Raw genomic sequence first — 21,819 nt, forward strand, 5'->3', positions numbered from 1 at the left:
CAGTCAAAGCCATGTAACCGCCTGATGCGCAAACGCCGATGCCAAAGAGGTTTTCACGGTCAACAAAGGGAAGTGTACCCATGAAGCTAACCGCATCGCGGATACTTTCAATCTTCACAAATGCATTTTCATTGTTACGAATTTCCCCTTCGCTATCGCCATAACCGATATGGTCAAAAACGATAGTGACATAACCGCGTTCGGCAAACTCAGGACCGTAAACTGCTCCGGTTTGCTCTTTCACTTGGTTAAAGGCTGGCGAAAAGACAATAGCGGGATAGTTACCATTTGAATCAAAACCTTCTGGTGTGTAGAGGTGAGCTGAAAGGTTTAGTCCCTGAGATTTAAAGGTAATATCATTTTTTCCAGATTTTAAATTTTGTAATTTCATCATGGTGTCCTGTCCAATTAGGTTTTAAATTGACTTACATTTACGATATTATCTAGTTATTTGAGATGAGTGAATAAACAAAACTGCGGAATTTGGATACATTTTTGCAACTTATGTTTTAAATGAAGATCCCTGAAAAAATATCCAGATTAATAACTCTATTTTATCTTCAACTATTTAGTCTAAACTCCAGTTAGAAGTCAGGATGGAAAAAATTATCAAGATTTGCTAATCTCACGAATACCACATCTATGCTCAGAGGATAAGCAGGTATCAACAAATTGATGTCATCAAATTGATGTCATCAGGACTACCCATGAGGTACGAAAAACTAGGATTTGAGGTAGTCCGTTTCGGAATGCTCCGCAAAACCTTTAATATCAAATCCGGTAGCACTGGTTACTTCAATTTTGCCTCCATGAACCTGAATTAAAGTTTGAGCGATCGCCATGCCTAACCCTGTTCCTTCTCGTCGTTCAATTCTGGCACGATCGCTCCGCCACAAACGTTCAAATATATGGGGTAACTCTTCTGGGGCAATGCCAATTCCTGTATCTTCTACTGCAATAATTGCTGTTTCATTATCAGCGAATAAAGAAACTGTGACTTTCCCCTCTTTGGGCGTATATTGGACGGCATTGTCAATTAAATTAGAAAATACTCGTTGTAATTGTTGCCCATCTCCCAAAACCCAGATATCTGAATCAAGATTTGAATTAAGGTCAATATCTTTTTTTTCTGCTTCACTACGAGCAAATTCGATAGTGTCTTCCAGAATTTCATCTAAGGGAAGGGGGATTTTTTCCAGACTCATCAACGCAACTGAACCATCTAGACGTGCTAATAACAATAAATCTTCTACTAAATGTGTCATGCGATAGCTAGCATCGGCAATAGCATCTACTTTATTTTTATCTACTGGATCGATGCGTTCGGGATGACTTTGTAATACAGAAATGGAACTTTTAATTGCCGTCAGCGGACTTCTTAATTCGTGAGACGCATCAGCAGTAAATTGTTTCAGTCTCTCAAAACTTTGGGCAATAGGTTGTAAAGATTTGTTGGTTAACCAAATTGCACCCCATGCAGTTAAGCTGACTGCTACTACCCCACCAATTATCAATCCCCATCGCAGTCTTTCTAACTGAATATCTAACACTCCAGTAATATGACTGGCACGGATATAACCCGATAGTCTTTCAGTCTCGCTTCTAGGGGGGGTATAAAATACAGGTAGAACCAAACTACGAATTTTATTTCGCTCTAGAATATTACCGGAATGTTCTAAATTATCTGATAGAGACCAGGTGACATCCAGATCGCCTTCTCGAATTATCAATTTTTGTTTTTCATCGAACCATTCTACTCCTTGAGCATAGTAAAGTAGACGGTGTTTGGGAACAGCAAGAGTTCCGTGGCGGTCGTATCCTGCCATTAGATCGGCAAGTTTTGGATAAGTTTTTGGATAATTACTTTGGTAATGTTCTTCTGGTAGTTCGTCTTCGTCATATTCTCCTTCTTCGTGTTCATTAGATTCATGTTTAACAATTTCTAAGGTTTGAGATGCTGCTTCTGCTAATTGGAGCAAGTAGTCATTAAATTGTTGGTTGAGGTCTTGACATCCTCTCCGGCCTGAAGGCGCGGAGATTCCCACATCACTGCGAGACTTTCCTCTTTCTGCGAGCCGACTTACTTTTGTGGATTTCTCCATCAAAGCAGAGGCCAATCTCTTCAGAGGCGTTACTTTCCCTGTGCCCCAGGGTAGTTGATAGTTTTCTCAATGCGGATTGGAGTATGTTTTTTGCTGCGTTTTCCTCCTGCGGAGGAGCTACGCTAACGTCCATGTCAGCAACATAACCACAGTGTGGACATTGATGAGTCCTGGTGCTGAGAGTCTTCGCAACGATCTCACCGCAGCTTGAACAATTTACAGAAGTATATGCAGGTTCTACTGCTACTACAGGCACACCATAGACTCTTCCAAAATACTCCAACCATTCTCTAAACCTATACCATGCTGCATCTGCTATAGATTTAGCTAACTTATGGTTTTTCATCATATTACGCACCTTGAGGTTTTCTATCGCTACCAAGTCGTTAGACTGTATGACGCGCTGTGCTAACTTACAAGCCCAGTCGTTACGTCTGCGTGAAACCTTTAGATATGCTCTACCTAACCTATTTCTAGCTTTAATTCTATTTTGGCTACCTTTTTGAGTGCGAGATAATCGACGTTGTAGTTTCTTGATTTTACTTTCGCCTTTTCTCAAAAACCTCGGATTATCTACTTTTTCTCCGTGAGAGTCAGTATAGAAATGATTTAAACCAACATCTAAGCCTAATTGCTGCCCTGTAAGTTGCTTTCTTTCCTCCCTAGTATGGTCTATCAAAAATTGAACGTAGTAGCCATCATGCCTTCTGATTACTCTTACTCGTTTGATTTGATTGAGTTGATAGAAATGAAGGTCTCTGCTACCCCAAAGTTTAAAAGCACCTGCTTTGAAGCCATCAGTGAAAGTTAAATAGTGTCTATCTTCTGATAATTTCCATCCGCTAGTTTTGTATTCAACTGAGTCTCGTACTTGGTATTTTTTGTTTGCGCAGCATTCCGAAGGAAACTTGGGATAACCTCTCTTGGTGCGCATTCCCTCTCTTGGTCGGCGTTCCCTCTCTTGGTGAGCATTCCCTTGCGCCTGTCGGCGGCGCGGGGTCTCACCGCTTGCGCCTGACGGCGGCGCGGGGTCCGACCGCTTGCGACTTCCGTCGTCGCGGGGTCGCACCGCTTTTTTTGCAGGGGTTTTAGCTTTACAGTTTCGATAAAACCTTTCTATTGCTGCCCATGCTCTTTCAGCATGAGCTTGTCTAGCCATAGAATTTAGTTTTTTAACCCAAGGAAATTCAGGATTTTGAGCTAATTTTGTACAGTATTTGTAGGCATCATTACGACTTTGAATATCTCTATTTATCCAAGCTCTGATCATGCTATTGCGCACAAATCTACCAGTTCTAATAGCTAAATCTAGCTTCAGATACTGGCTTTGTGTGCCTTGCATTTTCATTTCATAGATGAGCATAGAAAAAAAATTATCTTTTAATCCTACGATACAATTATAATAAATCAAACCTGTGTGCGCAACTACTAGCATGAAAAGCCGTCCTAGAAAGACGGGGCTTTAGACCCCAATTATCGGTAACAATGCTCGAATTCTGGCCAACAACTCTTTCATCTCAAAGGGTTTAACAACATAATCATCCGCCCCTACATCTAATCCTAAAACTCGGTCATCGCTAGTATCTTTACCTGTCAACATTAAAATTAATGTTCTGTCTCCGGAATTTCGTAACTGTTGGCAAAGAGTTATTCCATCTAGTTTAGGTAAAATTAGGTCGAGGATAATTAAATCGTAAGTAAAAGTTTTGGCCAGCTCTAAACCTTCTGTTCCATCTTGAGCAATTTCTACAATATAATTGCGATCGCGCAATGCTTCCGATAGTGCATCGGCAACTTGTTTATCATCTTCAACTAAGAGAATTTTCATACTGGCGTTGCTGAATTAGTGTATGATATTAATCTTAATTCTTTAGGAGTTAGGAGTTAAAAGTCAAAAGTTAAAAGTCAAAAGTTAAAAGTCAAAAATTAGAAGTTAGAAGAAATAGCTTATATATCATTTATTAGATATCTTCAAAAAATAAACTTATATTTGCTATAAACTAGGGTTGTAAAAGTAACTCAAAAAATCATTTTCCATGTTTTTGCATAAAAATCTCTTCCCTATGCTCTGCTTTTACAAAAAGTCTATATCTTTTTCGGAGATGTCTATTAGCATCTCCAATAATCAAAAATAAAATTAATTATCGCACATAAATCATCAATTATTTCTCCCTACTCCCTACTCCCTCTTTTCTGGAGATTTATATTAGAGTAAAACTCTGTTTTTAGTCAAATATACATTTATGGGTAAAGTTTTTTAACCAGCTAAATTATTCGTATAATTCTTTTTGATATTTCATATTAAAACAGTTATAAAACCCTTATTGTATCTTGGTAAAGGAGTCAGGAGCTAGAGAAATATAATAGGAGAAAAAGGTAGAAATTTTCCCTCCAGATTCACCATCTCCCTATCTCCCCAAACTTACACTAATAACCCCAAATAATAAATTTCCCAGTAGTGTCGAATGAATCAAAAAATTATAAATGTCTCCAGTTTTCCACAATTCTTGTAGTCGTGTTCCATGATAACCAAATAAAACTAGAAAACAAAAAATCTGAAAATGATTATTTTGAATTAAAGGTAAATAAAATGTTCGGATTTTTCGATTATTTATTAATTCCAAAACAATATGTAAAATTGCAATTACAAACGCAGCAAAAAATACAGGCCCAAATAAATGATAAGCGATCGCCTGACTCAAATCTGCTCGTGCAACTGCCATCAGGGAGCGGGTCAACCCCCATCCAGGGCAGGGAATACCAATATAACGTAAGAGTGGGCATCCTAGAAATGGTATTTTCAAACCAAAATTAAATAAGTAGCTGCCAATAATAGGAAGAAGAGCGATCGCTAGATAAACATATCGCTGACATCGCTCTTTATCTGATAAAAATTCAGAAAACTTTTGCATTTCAATTTATTTATCGACTACGCAATATATCCCAACCAAAACAACTGAGATAAATTATAATTGTTGCTGCTTGTTGAAAGATAACTAATTCTACAGTTTTGAGCAAAAAATTAGTCTCTGATTGAGAATAAGCAGCCATCGATCCTCCTGCCAAAATAGCAATAAGAATCAAAAAAATTACTTTCCTGTATTTAAGGTTGAACATTGTTTAGATTACTCCTGTAGTTAATCAATATTACTACTTCTTTTTGTTTTAAAAAATTAGCTAAATGCTACATATCCAAAGACAAAGAAAATTGCAAAAGGAATGATACATATCAACAGTAACCAGGGATACTTCTCTAATTTATTAAAAATTTTCACCCAAGCCATAATTGATTTAATTGCAGCAATGATATTAATACATGGAATACAAGATAAAATTGTCCATAGTACAGGTTTTTCCTCATCAGCAGCTTTGAAAGTAATGTATGTACCTAAAATTGGAATCCAAGCAAACCAAGCATCTTCAACATTTAACTTTTAGTAAATTTTATAAGAGAAAAACGCCATTATTAAGTATCCCACAATAGAAGCTAAGTTTATAGCAGTCATCAAACCATCAACCATAGCTGGGTCTATTTCTGGTGGTGGAGTTATTGTTTCCTGTGCTAAAAAAATTGGTAACATCATACCAACTGCTGAATTAACTACTGAAAATTCACTCAGATATAACATTTGTCTTAATTGATTGAGGTTAACAACACTGCCTCAATTTTTTCTGGTTTTTCCAGACATTTTGGCAGTTAATTAGATGGTACTCGGAATTAATGGTAAAGAAATATTAATTGGGAATTGGGAGTAGTTCAAAACCGTCAATATGGCCTTTATTATGACTATTCACTACCACCTAATTATTAATCACTTAATAAACCATTTTTTATGAAAAAAGCTTCAATATGTTTATAAACTTTAAGATTTTGACTATAACTAAATCCTCCATGTCCACCTCCTGAAATAGTTAATAATTGATTTGGTACATTATCTTGATTAAGTGCTTGGTGAAATTTCACAGCATGATTATATGGGACACTTAAGTCGGCATCGCCGTGAACGGTAAAAATTGGTGGGAGTTCAGAATGTACATAATTAATTGGAGAAATACCCTCGGCAATTTTCAAGCGATCGCTCTGGTTGCCCATCCACTCCAGAGCATAATCTCGAACATTAGGCCCCTCAAGTAAATCTTTGACATCCGTAATGCCATACCAATTGACTACCGCAGCTACTTTCAAGTCTTCATCAGCAGAAGTAGGTAATATAGCAGTTGTCATGGCTAAATGACCTCCGGCAGAAAAGCCACTGACAATGATTTTTTCAGGATCGAAATTGTACTGTTGGGCATTTTTTATCGTCCAACGTAAAGCAGATTGACAGTCTGTTACTGCTGCGGGTGCTAATGACTGTGCTGCCAAACGATACCCCACATTTACAATGGAAAAACCCATTTTCAGATATGGTAATAAAAAAAATAGTTCCACTTCTTTTGGGCGGTCTACCCAACCACCACCGTGAATAAAAATAACTACTGGGTGGGGTTTAGTGGTGAGGGACTGATAAATGTCTAATTTTAAATCGTAGTTATTGACAGTCAAATATTTAATCTGTTTATGAATACGATAGTTGTTGAAAAATGCCACAATTTCAGCAGCAGGATTTGATAATACTTTCCAAGTAATTATTGGTAAAAAGTTATAGCCAAGAAATACTGCTTGATGTGATGCTTTAGATAGATAATTATTTAACATTAATTTGGCTGTAAAGATTTAATAAGTGCTAGGTAGTAGGTTCAACAATTAACAATTAATAATTAACAATTACCTCTCCTTTAAAAGAAGAGAATTGACTAAAAGGAAAAATTTTCTTTTTATCTCCCTCAATTAGTAAAGCTTTGATATAAAACTAAAAGCAATAACTGAAATGCTTATAGCTGAAGGCTGTTTGCGTTTGCGTAGCATCCTGTAGGAAAGCATTCCGTAGGAAATACTTACATACCAATTCACTTAAAAAATGTCACAAATAGTTGGTAACTGATGAAGTCAAATAATAAGCTAAAATTACTGTAAAGTAGAGGTTTTAATTTCCATTAATATCACTTCTAATTTTTGAATTTTGACTTCTGATTTTAGTGAAATGGTCTAACTCCGGCAACTTTAAGAGTAATTCGATAGAGACTTTTACTAGCTGTTAAATAAAGAGTTTTATAGTCATCATTTCCCCATGCTAAATTAGTAACTCTTTCTGGTACGGCAATAATTCCTAATAACTTTCCTGATGGAGCAAAAACCCAAACTCCTCCCGGTCCTGTACTATAAAGATTTCCTTGCAAATCTACTTTCATACCATCAGGAACACCTATTTTTTTAGAGTCTTTTAACTCAGCAAAAATCATGCCATTTTCTAGATTTCCATCGGACTTAACATCAAAAACACGAATATGACCTTTTTGAGAATCATTAACATAAAGTTTAGTTTCATCAGGTGATAAAGCAATCCCATTAGGGCGAATAAAATCATCAATTAATAAAGTTAACTTACCATCTGGTGCAATCTTATAAACACCATAAAAGCCTAATTCTTCCTGTTCTGATTTAATTCCAAAAGGAGGGTCGGTAAAATAAATACTTCCATCTGATTTGACAACTAAATCATTGGGACTATTCAAACGTTTGCCGTTATATTCATCAGCAAGTGTAATTATTTTTCCATCTTTTTCAGTTCTTGATATCCGACGATTACTATGTTCGCCAGTAATTAATCTTCCTTGTAAATCTAGTGTATTACCATTAGCATTCCCGGAAGGACGACGAAATACTTTGACTTCTTGATTAGGTTGCCATTGATAAATTGTATTTTCTGGAATATCGCTAAATAGTAAAAAACCGTCAGGATGCCAGACAGGCCCCTCGATAAATTTGAAACCTTCTACTACTTTTTCTACTTGTGCATCTTCCCCAATAATATTCTGTAAATTTTCGGCTGAGTTAGCTTGAGCTAATTGGAAATAATTATTTTGAGAGAAAAGACTCTTATTATTTTTAGCTTCATATATACTAACTACTGTTGTTAATAAAAACATTGACGTAATCATCAAAAATTTTATAATTGACATTTTTTATTTCTAGTTGATTTTGCTTTTTACTGTATTGACTAGGATAAATATCAGAGAATTGACCTTTTCTAGTGATAATTTCTTAGTAATAAGTAGTATAGTAAATTTTTCACCTGCTATAATAATAAATTAGATATTTGTAAGCATTTCCTACGGAATGCTGCGCAAACAGCTATTAGCTGTCAGCTTTCAGCAACAAGAGTCTCTTAAGATTAAGACAGTGTTTAATATTAATATAGACTTTAAAAGCAAAGGAGCCAACTTTTGTAGTAAGACAATTAAATATTACTTTTATCCTAAACTAAGAGCAATAGCTGAAGTTCGCAGGTCCTCCGGAGGAGGCTAGCTGATAGCTGACGGCTGAATGCTTACAGATATTTTTTCAACTTCTCTATTATTTGTGATACCAATCATCAAAAATAATACTGCAAAAAGGAAATTAGAAGCTATTTATTGATATCATTATTTCCTTCTTCTTCCCTCTTCCTTCTTCCTTCTTTCTTACTTTATATAAATAACTCCCATGCACATTCCTAACTTACAAAATTCTCTAGCAAAAACACTCCGTAACCGACGACAAAAATTAGCCAAATTAATCAATTTTCCCGTTATACTTTGGTCAGGAAATCCCAGTCCCCGCAACTTTCCAGCTAATACTTTTCCCTTTCGTCCTAGCAGTCATTTTCTCTATTTTGCCGGACTACCTATTGAAGATGCTGCTATACATTTAGATGGAGAAAAATTAGAACTATTTATGGATAATGCACCACCTAGTAGTCAACTTTGGCATGGAGAAATGCCCACCCGCGATTTCTTAGCTGAAATTATTGGTGCCGATGCTGCTTTTCCTATGCAAGAATTGAAATATCATACCACAAATGCTGCGACTATTTCTGTGCAAAATTCTCCTACTCAAACTATACAATTTCAAACTCTGAATAGAGATATTTATGCACCTAATAAACCCAAAGAAATTGACTTAGAATTAACAAAAGCTATTATCTCTTTAAGACTTAGCCAAGATGCCACAGCTTTAACAGAAATAAAACAAGCAGTAGCAGTAACTGTAGAAGCTCACAAAGCTGGAATGGCAGCTACCAAAAATGCTAAATTTGAGTCTAATATCCGAGGCATAATGGAGAGTATTATTATCTCCGATAATATGACTTGTGCTTACTCCAGTATTGTGACTGTACATGGAGAAGTTTTGCACAATGAACAATATCATCACCCTCTACAAACAGGAGATTTACTATTAGCAGATGTGGGAGCAGAGACAAGTTTAGGTTGGGCGAGTGATGTGACTCGAACTTGGCCTGTTTCTGGTAAATTTTCTCCCACCCAACGAGATATTTATGATGTAGTTTTAGCTGCCCATGATACTTGTATTGCTCAAATAAAACCTGGTATTGAATATTTAGATATTCATCTATTAGCAGCTCAAGTTATTGCGGAAGGATTAGTAAATTTAGGAATTTTAGAAGGTCAAACAGAAGACTTAGTAGAAATGGATGCTCATGCCTTATTTTTTCCCCATGGAATCGGTCATTTATTAGGTTTAGATGTTCACGATATGGAAGATTTTGGAGATTTAGCTGGATATGAAATAGGTAGGGAGCGTAGTAGTCGTTTTGGTTTAGGTTTTCTACGATTAAATCGTCCATTAACTCCCGGAATGTTAGTCACAATTGAACCTGGTTTTTATCAAGTACCAGGTATTTTAAACAACAAAGAAATGCGTCAAAAATATCAAGATATTGTGAATTGGGAAAACTTAGAAAAATTTGATGATGTTCGAGGTATTAGAATTGAAGATGATGTTTTAGTGACTGCAAATGGTGCTGAAGTTTTGACTAAAGAATTACCTAGTGATATTGATTCAATTGAAAATTTAGTCAAATAATTACAGAATAATTTTCTACGGAATGCTGCGCAAACAGCTATTGCTTTTAATTTTATACCAATTTGAAAAAAGAATGTTACGAATAATAAGTGTTAATAAAAAGATTTTGCCGGAAATGTTCCTTTGACACAAAAGAGAATTGATATCATGTCCGGATAATCAGTTATAAAAAAACTTTATCCCTTTAAACTTTTCTTTCCCTTCTGCCTTCTGCCCTCTGCCTTCCCTCCTCCAAAGTATAACTATTCAACCGGACATGATATTACGACTTAAAAACTGGTATTGAAGCTATTCCCATACGAATTCTGAATTCTGTTTGCGGAGCATCCGTAGGAATTTCTGACTCCTCCTAAATTAACCATTAATATTTATCCCGAAAAATAGCTCCACGTTTAACTAACTCCTGTTTCATTTCTTCAGTAATTCCTAAATTTTCACCAAAAATAGCTCCTTCTAATTCTGCACCTTCTAGGTTAATTTCTCTTAAATCAGCTTTCAATAACTTAGTATTTTTTAAGTTAGCATCCATCAAATTTGCCTTTTTTAATTTGGCATTTGATAACTCTGCATCACACAGTTGTGCTTTTAGCAATTTAGCTTCATTTAATGAAGCACCTTTTAAGTTTGCATTAAATAATAAAGTGTTGCTTAAGTCAGCACCTTGCATATTAGAATTAGATAAATTAGCTTTGATCAAATTAACATCTGTCAGATTAGCATTAGTTAATTTGCTATTAGAAAGATTTGTATTGCTGAGGTTAGCATATCTGAAGTTAGCATATCTGAAGTTAGCATCTGTTAAATTAGCATTTCCTATATTAGCACCTTTCAGGTTGGCATATTCAAGGTCAATACTATTTAATGTTCTACCATAAGCGCCATGATTCACAATATCCCAAACAAGATACCATTTCTCATCTAATTTTGTTGCATAATTAATTTTTACTCCCCTGAAATTAACATGATTTAAGTTAGCATTCATCAAATTTGTGTAATTAAGATTAGCATCACTTAAATTAGCACCTTCTAGATTAGCACCTTCTAGATTAGCACCTTCTAGATTAGCTCGATTCAATAGACCTCTGGCAATGTTAATTTTAAACAAATTAGCACCTTTTAAATTAGAGTCTTTAAGGTTAACATCTGTCAAATTAGCATAACTAAAATTAGCATTTGCGAGATTAGCTTCGCTGATATTTGCTTCATCAAGTTGAGCATGACTCAAATTAGCATCTGTGAGATTAGAATTTCTGAGATTAGTAAAAATTAAATTAGCCTTAGTTAAATTAGCTTGAATTAGTTTTGCATCTGTAATTTCACTACGCCAAAGATTAGCACTCTCTAAATTAGCACCTTTGAGGTCAGCACCTATCAAACTTACCCCTCTAAGGTCTGCGCTCTTTAAATTAACATTATTAAGATTGGCAAACCACATTATTGCCCCACTTAGATTAGCATAGCTCAGATCGCTATGACTAAAATTAACTCTTTTTAGGTTGGCACAAAGTAGATAAGCATCCTTGAGAATAGCTTCAGTGAAATTAATATCATTTAGATCGCAAAGACTCAGGTCAGCACACTCAAGATTTATACCAGTAAAATTGTTAGTCAATTTTTGATTGATAGGTTGGCCATTATTATTAATTAGTCTCTGTAGTTTATCAAGTGATTTTTGATTAGCCATATAAAGTTATTCTTTAACACTACTAATATGATGTTATTGAAAGGCGATCTCTGGAGTTAATTTAGTCAAGTATAATTTTGAATAATTACACTTTGACTAATAAAATTATAATCTAGTCAACTTGATTGTGGTTGACTTTTACCATTTCATCCGCACTCCCAAAAATTACTGAAACAACGATCTGCTAGGATAAACAGAAGCATCTCGGAAAAAAGACAAAGTCAATAAAATTGATAATTATTAATTAGATAATTTGGCATTGGTGATTTGAGGTATGATATTATGTCCGGATTAAGAGTGCTATAAAACTCCATTCTGCGCTCCGCGATAATGCTGACGCAAAGCTTCGTGTTAACGTTTGCGCCCTTCATTCTGACAGGAAAGTTGTGCGCCAGCAAACAAAAAACTTTCTCCTTCTACTCCTATTTTTTCTTCTTTCTTCCCTCCTGACTCCTGACTCCTAAATAATTTAGATTAATATCATACAAGCACTTCAGCAACGCCGATGATTTTTTTCTCTGATTCTAATCATCTTCAAAAAACGCTCCACGACTAATTAAATCTTGCTTAATTTCATCAGATAAACCAGAATCATGCCACAACCTAGCATTCTCTACTTTTGTATTCTGAAAATTAGCTCCTTTTAAATTTGTTAATGCTAATCCAGCTTGACTTAGATCGGCATTAGTTAAATTAGTATTACTCAAATCTGCATCACTTAAATTGGCATTGCTCAAATTTGCCTCACTCAAATTTGCCCCACTCAGATTTGCCCCACTCAGATTTGCTAAAGCAAGACTAACACGGTGCAAGTTTGCCTCACTTAGATCGGCATTACTTAACAATGCCCCGCTCAAATCTGCTCCACCTAAGTTAACTTTTCCAAGATTAGCTTCACTCAAATCTGCATCACTTAAATCTGCACCCCTTAGATAAGCTTCATGCAAGTTTGCACCACTCAAATCAACACCACATAAATTAACTCCTAATAACTTAGCTCCTGCAAAATCTAAAGTAGGATTTATACCAGCGAGATTTGCTAACTCCAGTAAATTTTCTGTATCAGCTTCAACCACACCCTTGATTATCATTCTAAACTCTGAAAAATCACAACCTGCAGAAGTTGCAGATAATATCAAAGTTTGTAATTCCTCTGAAGATTTGTATTGCAATGACTCAGAAGTTAAATTAGAGTTAAATTTTTGCGATCGCGACCAAAGCACCAATTTTCTTTCTAGCACAGCAAGTCGGTTGGGGCTAATATTATGAGGCCATAATCCTTCAATAGCAGTCATAGAATCAACAATTTTCTCAGCGATATTTTTAATTGTTATAGCAGTTTTCACTCTTAGGAGTTAGGAGTCGGGAGTCAGGAGTCAAAATTCAGGAGTCAAAATTCAGGAGATAGATAAATCTGGCGTTGCATATTTGCGGGATAAATTAGGGTGGGAGATGTGGAGTGTGGAGGTTTTTATACAATAGACCTCTCCGGAAAAGAGGGAGTAGGGAGTAGGGAGTAGGGGAAAATAATTGATGATTTATGCGTATGGAATTGATTTAATTTTTGACGATCGCCAGATGTCTAATTTCTCAAAAACTTTTCTACATTTTATTGAGCAGGGAGTCAGGGAGTAGTAAACATCAGCAGCGCTATTTTCTATTCTGAAATTTCAAACAATGCCCCTCGTGCCACCCACTCTTGTTTTTGATGCTCAGAAATACCTATATTTTGCGCAAATATTGTCTTCTCTAAAATTGCATCTTTTAAATCTGTCCGTTTTAAATTAGCTCCGCGTAAGTTGGCCCCACTTAAATTAACTCCACTAAGATCAGCATTTTGTAAAGAAGCATTACTTAGATCCACATTGACTAACTTAGCATTGGGCAGATAAGCACTACTCAAGTTAGCACCACTGAGGTTCGCATTGCTTAAATCGGCACGAGGTAATTTTGTCCGTAAATCTGCATCTTTGAGATAAGCTTCTACAAGTTTAGCATCTCGTAAATTAGCATTACAGAGATTAGCTTTACTTAAATTCGCAACATTAAGATTAGCTCCACTTAAGTCTGCAAGGGTTAAGTTAGCACCACTGAGATTGATCTTTTGTAAGTCTGCTCCAACAAAATTAGCATATTGGAGGTCTATCCTACTTAGATCGCTACCTACAAAATCTGCCGTAACATCTAGAGCTACAGTTTGAGCAATTTCTGTAAAATTATTGCCAAGTTGCTTTGATAATAATTCTTTGGCGATCGCTATTTGTTGTTGTCTACATTCTTCTGCCTTTCCACCATCTTCCATTGATTGGAATACTAACCGGAGATTAAATAAAGCATCCCCTTGGCTAGCATAATTACCTATTTTTTTAGCAAAAGCTAACTGTTGTTGATAACATTCTTTGGCCTGGGCAAATTCTCCCAAACCATGATAAGCTATGCCTAAACTGGAGTAGGCTTGTTCACAACCAAGTTTGTCTTGCATTTCTTGAGCGATCGTCAAACATTTTTGTTGATATGCGACTGCTTCTGAATAATTCTCTAGAGCATAATAAGTATTTCCTAAATTATTTAAGGCTTTTCCTTCTCCTTCTCGGTCTTGAATTTCTCTGGCTATATTTAAGTGTCGCCGATAATATTCTATTGCTGAGTGATAGTCTAATAATGCGTCATAAGCAACACCTATATTTCCTAGGGCTGTAGCTTGTTTACGGCGATCAGAAATTTCTTGGTAGATAACTAATGCCTGTTGCCAAGATGCTAAAGCTGCTTCAAACTCATAATTTTGATATTGAGAAATCCCCTGTTTGAGCAGTTCGTCTGCTATTTCAGTCATATTTTTACAGTTTTTTAAAAAGACTATATTACCCTAGTTTAATTTCTTTCTAATTTTACAATTATAGTACGCGAAAAAGTTTATTATACTAAATCCAGTTATCAAAAATACTCGCTTGTCATCTCTTCTACACCTTATTTCCTCATCTACACAATAAGGAAATAAGGTTGAATTTTATAATTTATAGTAATTTACATTTTTTTATTGTAAGAATAGATCGCAAATTAATATGTCATATCATGTCCGGATAATGAGTTATAAAAAAACTTTTTCCCTTTCAACTTTTCTTTCCCTTCTGCCTTCTGCCTTCCCTCCTCCGAAGTGTAACTATTCAACCGGACATAATATAACTACCTTTGCGTGAATCTAGTATTATTATACTTAGAGCATCGATCATCCAGACATTGTACAATTGATAATTTATGAATAGTAATTGATTTTATTTTGTTTTTTTAGAGAAGTCTATTATATCGAGTATCATTAATTAGCCAAGGGTAATTTCAGTTATCAGCATCTATAGTTCAAGGAGTAGACTGTAGGAAAAGAATATTCTTTTTCTCTTGGTAAAAATATTATCTTTGATAAATTTCTCCCTATTCCCTAGTTCCCTATTCCATGAAATTTTTATGATTCAAATATACATGAAATTACTGGTATTATTCATATTTATTCCAGTGAATACAATTGCCTTTTTTCACCCCACTAATTGCCTGCTTACGACTCTCAAATAATTCTAAAATTCCATCAATAATCATTTTCACTAAATTTTGGTTACAGCCATCAATAAAATCTTCAGGAGAAATAATTTTTTGAAATAATTCCTTAATTCTTTCCCTTTGTTTTTTTACTTCTTCAAATCCCATATATTTAACTATAAATGTACTCAATGGTGAGTTTCTCATATCATAAGCTGCATTTTGACATCGCCCATCTGCCAACAAAGTTAATACTTCACGTTCCAAACTATTTTTAGGTTGATAAGGGTGATGAATATCTGGTAAAAAACTCTCTAAATGAGCCGGATCAAATCCTTGAGTTGGCAACTCTCCAATCATTGTGGAAAGAGGTATATTTAAGCCCAATCGCATAGATAATGCTTCAATAAAACCTAGAGTAAAAATTTTACTTCCCAGATAAATTTTAGCAATTTCCAGATTTTTCTTTGCCTGATTAACCCAACTTATATAAGTTTTTTCATTGGGTTCTCCATCAAATTTGCGAAAAATTAAATCGGGATTTAAAGATTTAATAAAACATTCAGTTTTTTCTAAGGCAATTCGGTACTCAGAAATAGTGTATGAATTACCATTGATGAGGTTGTGGTTAGTTTCTGGCAATAAATTCCAGGTATTATCTAGAAAAATTGAACTAGGTGAGCCAAAGCCAATAACATCTCGATTAGATAGTCTAACTGATTTTTTTATTGTTTCATATAGTTCAGCATCATTTAAATTAATATCCAACTTAGTATTAGTTTCTCGAAGTCTTTGATAAAGACGTTCAGTAGCAGTTAAACCATCTTCTGAAATAGATTGAAATGGAATACTAGCTTCAATACAAGCAGCGATTTTAAACAGATGTTTAGTTGTCAAAAATGTTTCCATTGCTTTGGTCGCAACAACAGCACTCATAAACTCATTTTGCCCACCAAAAGGTAATAAAATCTGACCAGCAACAAAACCAAAAACAGATCCTATTATTTCAAAATTCTTATCTTTTGGTAATTCATTTTTTTCTCTGATTTTTAACTTTCCTTGTACCTCTTTAATATAAGGAGTAATATAATAACTGAGATTAAAATTCACACTACGATCTATTTGTAGATACACTAGATCGTGGAATAAAGCAGCTAATACTTCGATCGCATCCTGTGAACCTCCCACTTCAAAAATATGATCTGGAGTATGAAAATAACGCCAGGGACTCATCATTGGTTGGACAACTAATTCAGCAATTTCAGCAAGTTTTTCTGATTGAACTTCTACCTCTAATTTTCCAGTTGCCCATTTCAGTTTTTCTAAGCATCGTTGGTATTCATATTCAAAATTCATGATTTTGTTACTCCTGGTTGATGAATAAAACTTTGTACTTTACTAAATTTTTCTTTCTCTGATAGATAGATCGCTAGATTTTTTCATGTAGCTGTTTTATTATAGTTTTTTTATTTAGCTATAGGAAATAGCATTATTGATACTAATTCACCAAAATGATATGACATAAGTTGTACAGTGTATTGTTTTTTTGTCTGCTTTTCCCTATCTAAATTTTTTATAGTGCTTTACAGATAATTTATACCAATTTTATATAAAACTGCATAGGATTAGGATTAGGTTTTAGGTTTTAGGTTTTGTACCAATTTTATGTGAGGTTGCACAGAATTATTAAATTTATTAACTTGTCTGTCTCGATCTACACTCAAATCTAATTCAAATATTATTCTATGTAACTTCATATTAATTTGATATTAATCATTAAAAACTTGACTAATAAAAACACTGAAAGCTTCAGAATAGACAAAAATAACGACTAATTTGCATACAAAATACCCTCATCTATTTTAGTTATTCCCTATTCCTTACTTTCTAAAATTGATAAATTCCACAAAATTTCAATAACACTTTCTTGCTCTCGAGCAAAATGATTGGTATGAGTGAAAATTAATATAGCACTACGCAAATGAGGCACGGACATTGATAGGTTTTCTAACTCAGTCAGGGATTACTTCTGACTTCTGAGTTGCACGTAGCGCTATAGTTGACTTTTAACTACAAATTAGGTTAAATTATCAATCATAAATATTACCATGGTCTTAACCCTTACTAAAATTTTACGTCCATTAAAGACCTGAAAGCAAAATGTGGTAAAGCCAACATTCGTCGCCAGCGCCAAGGTTCTTGATAAAGTCGATACAGCCACTCCAAAGAGTTGTCACAAAACCAAGCAGGCGCTCTTTCCTTTTCCCCAGCCCATATATCCAAACTACCGCCAATACCAATCCAGACTGCTTGAGGGCAAATATGTTTATGTTCTGCAATCCATAACTCCTGACGAGGTACTCCTAAACCTACAAATATAAGTTTCGGCTGCAATTGTGCCAGAGTATCAAGCAATTCTATTTCTTCTGCCGGAGATAGATAACCATGCTGACAAGCGACTGCCAATTGTGAAACTTTATGTTGCCAAATGTCTGCTGCTTTCATGGCTACACCTGGTTTTCCTCCATAGAAAAATACCAAGTTGTCTGGATTCTGTCTTGGTACTTTCTGCAAAATACTCTCTGCTAATTCAATACCAGGACAACGCTGTATAGATTTACCCTTAAGCCTTAAGTATAGAACAACACCTGCCCCATCAGGAACTACCAACTCAGATCCACGGATTATCTCAGCCAAGACGTGATTTTTCTCTGCCTGCATAACCATTTCAGCGTTTAGTGTCACGACATGAGTTCCCAGTCCCCTCTCTAATCTAGAAAGTAAATAACCAGAGTAGTCTTCAACACAATGTATCGGTAAACCTAAGACAAAATTTTTTGCAGGTAGACGAGGTACAGACTCAGATTTTTTTTCACTCATATCTATATCTATAAAATTGATTTTATTTATTTACCGAAAAATAGTGGTTTAAAGCTCCCCCTTTTAAGGAGATAAAAAAAAGAGAATTCCGTATTTTCAAGCCTCCTTATTGCAGAAATACTGATAACTGAAATTAGCACCCTTAATACTTACTGATTTAGATTAGCTGATTCCGTTCTTTCCGGCTAGTGCTTAACTACTTTCTTTCATCCTGATGCCATATCAAAATTTTCCAATTTGAGAAACTTCACCGTAAAAATTTAGGGATGTTAGAAACCAGGTAGTTTTAACACCTGGGTGAAAACTAACTAACAGGTTTTAACCTGTCGTCTAAATATTGCCTTTCATAATTATTTTCGCTATACTTATACTATATGGCGATAATAGTTGAAATGTATCTGACCCAAAAGAACAAAATCAGGAACTTGTCCACTCAAGAGTTTAAAGCTCTCAGACAGTTGTGCAGATTATCCAAAAATATGTACAATGTAGGCCTTTACTCTGTGAGACAGTTTTATTTTGCAGAAGGTGGGTATCTTAGATACGAATCCAACTATCATCACTGCAAAGATAATGAAAATTACCAGCTACTTCAAACCGATATTGCACAACAAACATTAAAAGTTGTTGATAGGTCTTTTCGAGCTTTTTTCAACTTAATAAAAGCTGCCAATGAGAGGCTGTATCGCTTTGAACAAATACGAATTCCTAGATACTTACATAAAGAGGGGTATTTTCCTTTGATTATACCTCGAATTATTGTCAAAGATGGATATTTTAAGATCCCAATGTCTAGGAAATTTAAGGCTGAGTATGGGGAAGTAAAAATCCCTTTTCCGGAGCGATTAATAGATAAAAATCTTAAGGAAGTCCGGGTAATTCCTCGGTATAATGCCAGGTTTTTTGAAGTTGAATTTATTACTGAAGTTGAACCACAACCAGTCAAAAAAACTGATAAATCTTTAGCTATAGACCTTGGTTTAAATAATTTAGCTACCTGTGTATCAAATACTGGGTCGTCGTTCATTTTGGACGGGAGAAAACTTAAATCAATCAACCAGTGGTACAACAAGGAAAATGCTAGATTACAGTCATTAAACGATAAACAAAGTATCAAAGGGTTGACTAAGAAACAGATTAACATTACAGTCAATCGAAACAATCAAGTAAGGGATTATCTGAATAAATCAGTTAGGTATTTAATTAACTGGTGTAGTCAAAATCAAATATCTACTATTGTTGTAGGTGTTAATCCAGGAATGAGAAAAAATATCAATTTAGGTAATAAAGTTAACCAAAAATTTGTACAAATACCACACTATAGTTTGAGATTAAAGTTAAAAGCTATGTGTGAAAGATATGGATTAACTTATTTAGAACAAGAGGAGTCTTACACATCTAAGGCTAGTTTTTTGGATAGAGATAATATACCTGTTTATCATGCTCATAATTCAACTGAATATAGTTTTAGTGGCAAAAGAATCAAACGTGGTTTGTACAAAACGAAGCAAAATAAATTAATTAATGCTGACTGCAATGGAGCAGCAAATATTGGATTAAAAAGTAAGCTGAATGGGTTTACCCCAGACAGACTAGAGGCATCTTTGGCTATGCCATTAAGGGTTAAACTTGACGTGGATTTATCCCGGCAAATTTATTCTGCTTAAGAATCCGCGTGGATTTATCCGGTGGAATGTCAACTATAATCAATCGAGCAGAATCAACTATAGCGCTATGCGCAAGGCAACAGGAATACAAAAGGGTTTTCCTACGGAATGCTGCGCAAACAGCTTCTATTCATTTCAAATACCTTAATGCGTAGTGCAATAAAAAAATATTGTTGTATTCTGACAAGTAACGCTTTTCTGAAAATTAGTGTTTATGAATCTTAAACCAGGAGTTGTCCTTCAAAAAGGAAAATATACTATTGATAGTATCTTAGGCCAGGGGTGCTTCGGTGTAACCTACCGAGCTATTCATCATCAACACAATCAAATTGTTGTCCTGAAAACCCTGAATGAAAGTATACGCCATCATCAAGACTTTGCTAAATTTCAGGATCAATTTATCGCTGAGGTTCATCTTCTGGCAAACTCTAGACATCCTAACATAGTTAGAGTGTGGGACTTTTTTGAGGAAGAGCAGCTCTTCTTCATGGTAATGGACTATATTCCTGGTCAAAATTTGGCTGATTTAATACAGTCTGGCCATAAACTTCATCCCAAGGAAGCTATTAATTATGTACATCAAATTGCTTCAGCCTTATCAGTAGTTCACAAAAATGGTTTCTTGCATCGGGATATACAACCTAAGAATATAATTAAGCAAGAGGGAACTAATACAGTAATACTTACTGATTTTGGCATTACTTGTGACTTAACTGCTGGAATTAGGCAAACTTATGCTAATTTATTCTCTGTAGGATATGCACCACCTGAACAATGTAATCTGCAACAAAAGTTAACCCCCGCAGCAGATATTTATGCTTTGACTGCTACATTATACTATTTACTTACTGGTAAAGCTCCTACGCCTGGAGCTTTAAGGCTTAGTGGAACTATTCCTCAAGCACTTATGGTATATAAAACTGAATTGAAATTACTAGAAACGAATCTTTCTCCAAATATTGAGAATACTATTATCAAAGGATTGGAAATAGACCCTCAAAAACGACCTCAAAATTTAGAAAATTGGTTTGCACTACTGCTGGATAAATCAGATGTTTTTGAAGTAAATCAACAACAAGGTAGGACGAAAGAAAACTGTAGTGAAATCAATGGTAATTATGGCTTGATGGATACTAACTTTAATTTAAGTATGAATAATAAAATTGCTAATAATCTTACTAATAAATCAAAATTTAAGAATAATATAGCACCAATTCATATTTTAAAAAATTGTTCTTTAGAAAAGAATTTTAATTGGATTAATCAACTTTGTTTGCAATTAACTATCTTCTTGGTTTTTATATTTACAGCAGTGATTTTTGGATGGATAGGCTTTGATATTACTCTTCGTTATAGTCATGCAAAAACTAACAAGAAAACAGTATCTTTGACATCAGGTAATTTACTAGAAACTCTGAAGAATGAGTCAGATTATGCTTTCAGAACTCACGATCCATCTAGTCCTCTTTTTGATTCTCCTTCGGTAAAAACTTACTCTACAAATCCACCAAAGTTGAACAAATTACCTAAACCTTATGTTGACAGAGATGAAGTTTCTTCTTATAGTTGGTCTAACTATTATGGGGAGAATTCTGATTCAGACAAACCATATTATTCCTATGATTTGAAAACTCAAATACCTAGCCACAGTTATTCTGTTAATGAAAAAATATATTTGCCAGAAAAATTAGACTATCCTGATGACTATCCATCTAAATCTCTTGAGTATAACTATCAAAAATATCAACAACAAAATCAGTATCCTGATGACTACTATTAATTTGATTTTTGACAGATAAATTAAATTTCTTAATAAATATTTTTAGCAGTCTTTTCTCACGTTGACTGAGTGAAATTTAAGTAGGTAAGTACAAAAAAGCTTGACTACATTAAGTTTTGCAAATTAACTCCCAGCTATGACCTAAAGTTGATTTGAGTCGAATTTACATCTTGTTAGATAGCGACAGATTTTAACGCCAACCTACTTAGTTA

At 34.7% G+C, this 21,819-nt stretch carries 18 protein-coding genes; 3 read left to right on the forward strand and 15 right to left on the reverse strand.

From position 1 onward, the window contains the following. The 10 genes from AC3DU7_RS03315 to AC3DU7_RS03360 all read right to left on the reverse strand — a co-directional run. On the reverse strand, nt 1-394 hold a 394-nt coding region (locus AC3DU7_RS03315), incomplete at its 3' end, for an alpha/beta hydrolase (protein WP_488037943.1). A gap of 328 nt (nt 395-722) precedes the next feature. Further along, nucleotides 723-2,102, reverse strand: coding sequence for a sensor histidine kinase (locus AC3DU7_RS03320; protein ID WP_488037944.1), 1,380 nt, complete (start codon nt 2,100-2,102; stop codon nt 723-725). Continuing rightward, complete coding sequence (locus AC3DU7_RS03325; RefSeq protein WP_488037945.1) at nt 2,047-3,465, reverse strand: RNA-guided endonuclease InsQ/TnpB family protein; 1,419 nt, start codon at nt 3,463-3,465, stop codon at nt 2,047-2,049. The genes AC3DU7_RS03320 and AC3DU7_RS03325 overlap by 56 nt, the downstream gene beginning before the upstream one ends. Nucleotides 3,466-3,564: 99 nt before the next feature. Further along, entirely contained in the window at nt 3,565-3,930 is a 366-nt protein-coding gene (locus tag AC3DU7_RS03330; protein WP_488037946.1) for a response regulator transcription factor, read from the reverse strand. A gap of 580 nt (nt 3,931-4,510) precedes the next feature. Beyond that, the gene (locus tag AC3DU7_RS03335) at nt 4,511-5,014 is read right to left on the reverse strand and encodes a DUF2752 domain-containing protein (protein ID WP_488037947.1); all 504 of its coding nucleotides are present in this window, start codon (nt 5,012-5,014) and stop codon (nt 4,511-4,513) included. Between the two features lie 10 nt (nt 5,015-5,024). After that, nucleotides 5,025-5,186, reverse strand: a complete 162-nt coding sequence (locus tag AC3DU7_RS03340; RefSeq protein ID WP_488037948.1) for a hypothetical protein — start codon at nt 5,184-5,186, stop codon at nt 5,025-5,027. Nucleotides 5,187-5,275: 89 nt separating this feature from the next. Further along, complete coding sequence (locus tag AC3DU7_RS03345; protein WP_488037962.1) at nt 5,276-5,503, reverse strand: DUF5684 domain-containing protein; 228 nt, start codon at nt 5,501-5,503, stop codon at nt 5,276-5,278. Nucleotides 5,504-5,536: 33 nt separating this feature from the next. Beyond that, nucleotides 5,537-5,731, reverse strand: coding sequence for a hypothetical protein (locus tag AC3DU7_RS03350; protein WP_488037949.1), 195 nt, complete (start codon nt 5,729-5,731; stop codon nt 5,537-5,539). Nucleotides 5,732-5,910: 179 nt separating this feature from the next. Beyond that, a complete protein-coding gene (locus AC3DU7_RS03355; protein WP_488037950.1) occupies nt 5,911-6,801 on the reverse strand; it encodes an alpha/beta hydrolase fold domain-containing protein in 891 nt (296 codons plus the stop codon). Nucleotides 6,802-7,178: 377 nt separating this feature from the next. Then, complete coding sequence (locus AC3DU7_RS03360; protein ID WP_488037951.1) at nt 7,179-8,165, reverse strand: SMP-30/gluconolactonase/LRE family protein; 987 nt, start codon at nt 8,163-8,165, stop codon at nt 7,179-7,181. 523 nt (nt 8,166-8,688) lie between these two features. On the opposite strand from AC3DU7_RS03360, the gene AC3DU7_RS03365 reads away from it, so the two are divergent. Further along, nucleotides 8,689-10,068: an aminopeptidase P family protein gene (locus AC3DU7_RS03365; RefSeq protein WP_488037952.1), complete on the forward strand. Its 1,380-nt coding sequence runs from the start codon at nt 8,689-8,691 to the stop codon at nt 10,066-10,068. A 361-nt stretch (nt 10,069-10,429) separates the two neighbouring features. Here AC3DU7_RS03365 and AC3DU7_RS03370 read toward each other — a convergent pair whose 3' ends face one another. The 5 genes from AC3DU7_RS03370 to AC3DU7_RS03390 form a co-directional block, all read right to left on the reverse strand. Continuing rightward, a complete protein-coding gene (locus AC3DU7_RS03370; RefSeq protein ID WP_488037953.1) occupies nt 10,430-11,752 on the reverse strand; it encodes a pentapeptide repeat-containing protein in 1,323 nt (440 codons plus the stop codon). Nucleotides 11,753-12,276: 524 nt separating this feature from the next. Continuing rightward, entirely contained in the window at nt 12,277-13,098 is an 822-nt protein-coding gene (locus tag AC3DU7_RS03375) for a pentapeptide repeat-containing protein (protein WP_488037954.1), read from the reverse strand. 311 nt (nt 13,099-13,409) lie between these two features. After that, nucleotides 13,410-14,585: a pentapeptide repeat-containing protein gene (locus tag AC3DU7_RS03380; protein WP_488037955.1), complete on the reverse strand. Its 1,176-nt coding sequence runs from the start codon at nt 14,583-14,585 to the stop codon at nt 13,410-13,412. Nucleotides 14,586-15,241: 656 nt separating this feature from the next. Continuing rightward, nucleotides 15,242-16,636, reverse strand: a complete 1,395-nt coding sequence (locus AC3DU7_RS03385; RefSeq protein WP_488037956.1) for a hypothetical protein — start codon at nt 16,634-16,636, stop codon at nt 15,242-15,244. Between the two features lie 768 nt (nt 16,637-17,404). Continuing rightward, nucleotides 17,405-18,160 (reverse strand): WecB/TagA/CpsF family glycosyltransferase, encoded by a 756-nt coding sequence (locus tag AC3DU7_RS03390; RefSeq protein ID WP_488037957.1) that lies wholly within the window; start codon nt 18,158-18,160, stop codon nt 17,405-17,407. A gap of 392 nt (nt 18,161-18,552) precedes the next feature. On the opposite strand from AC3DU7_RS03390, the gene AC3DU7_RS03395 reads away from it, so the two are divergent. Both AC3DU7_RS03395 and AC3DU7_RS03400 read left to right on the forward strand, forming a co-directional pair. After that, a complete protein-coding gene (locus AC3DU7_RS03395; RefSeq protein WP_488037958.1) occupies nt 18,553-19,827 on the forward strand; it encodes an RNA-guided endonuclease InsQ/TnpB family protein in 1,275 nt (424 codons plus the stop codon). A gap of 214 nt (nt 19,828-20,041) precedes the next feature. Next, entirely contained in the window at nt 20,042-21,607 is a 1,566-nt protein-coding gene (locus AC3DU7_RS03400; RefSeq protein WP_488037959.1) for a serine/threonine-protein kinase, read from the forward strand. Nucleotides 21,608-21,819: the final 212 nt, after the last annotated feature.

Source organism: Okeania sp., assembly GCF_983059655.1.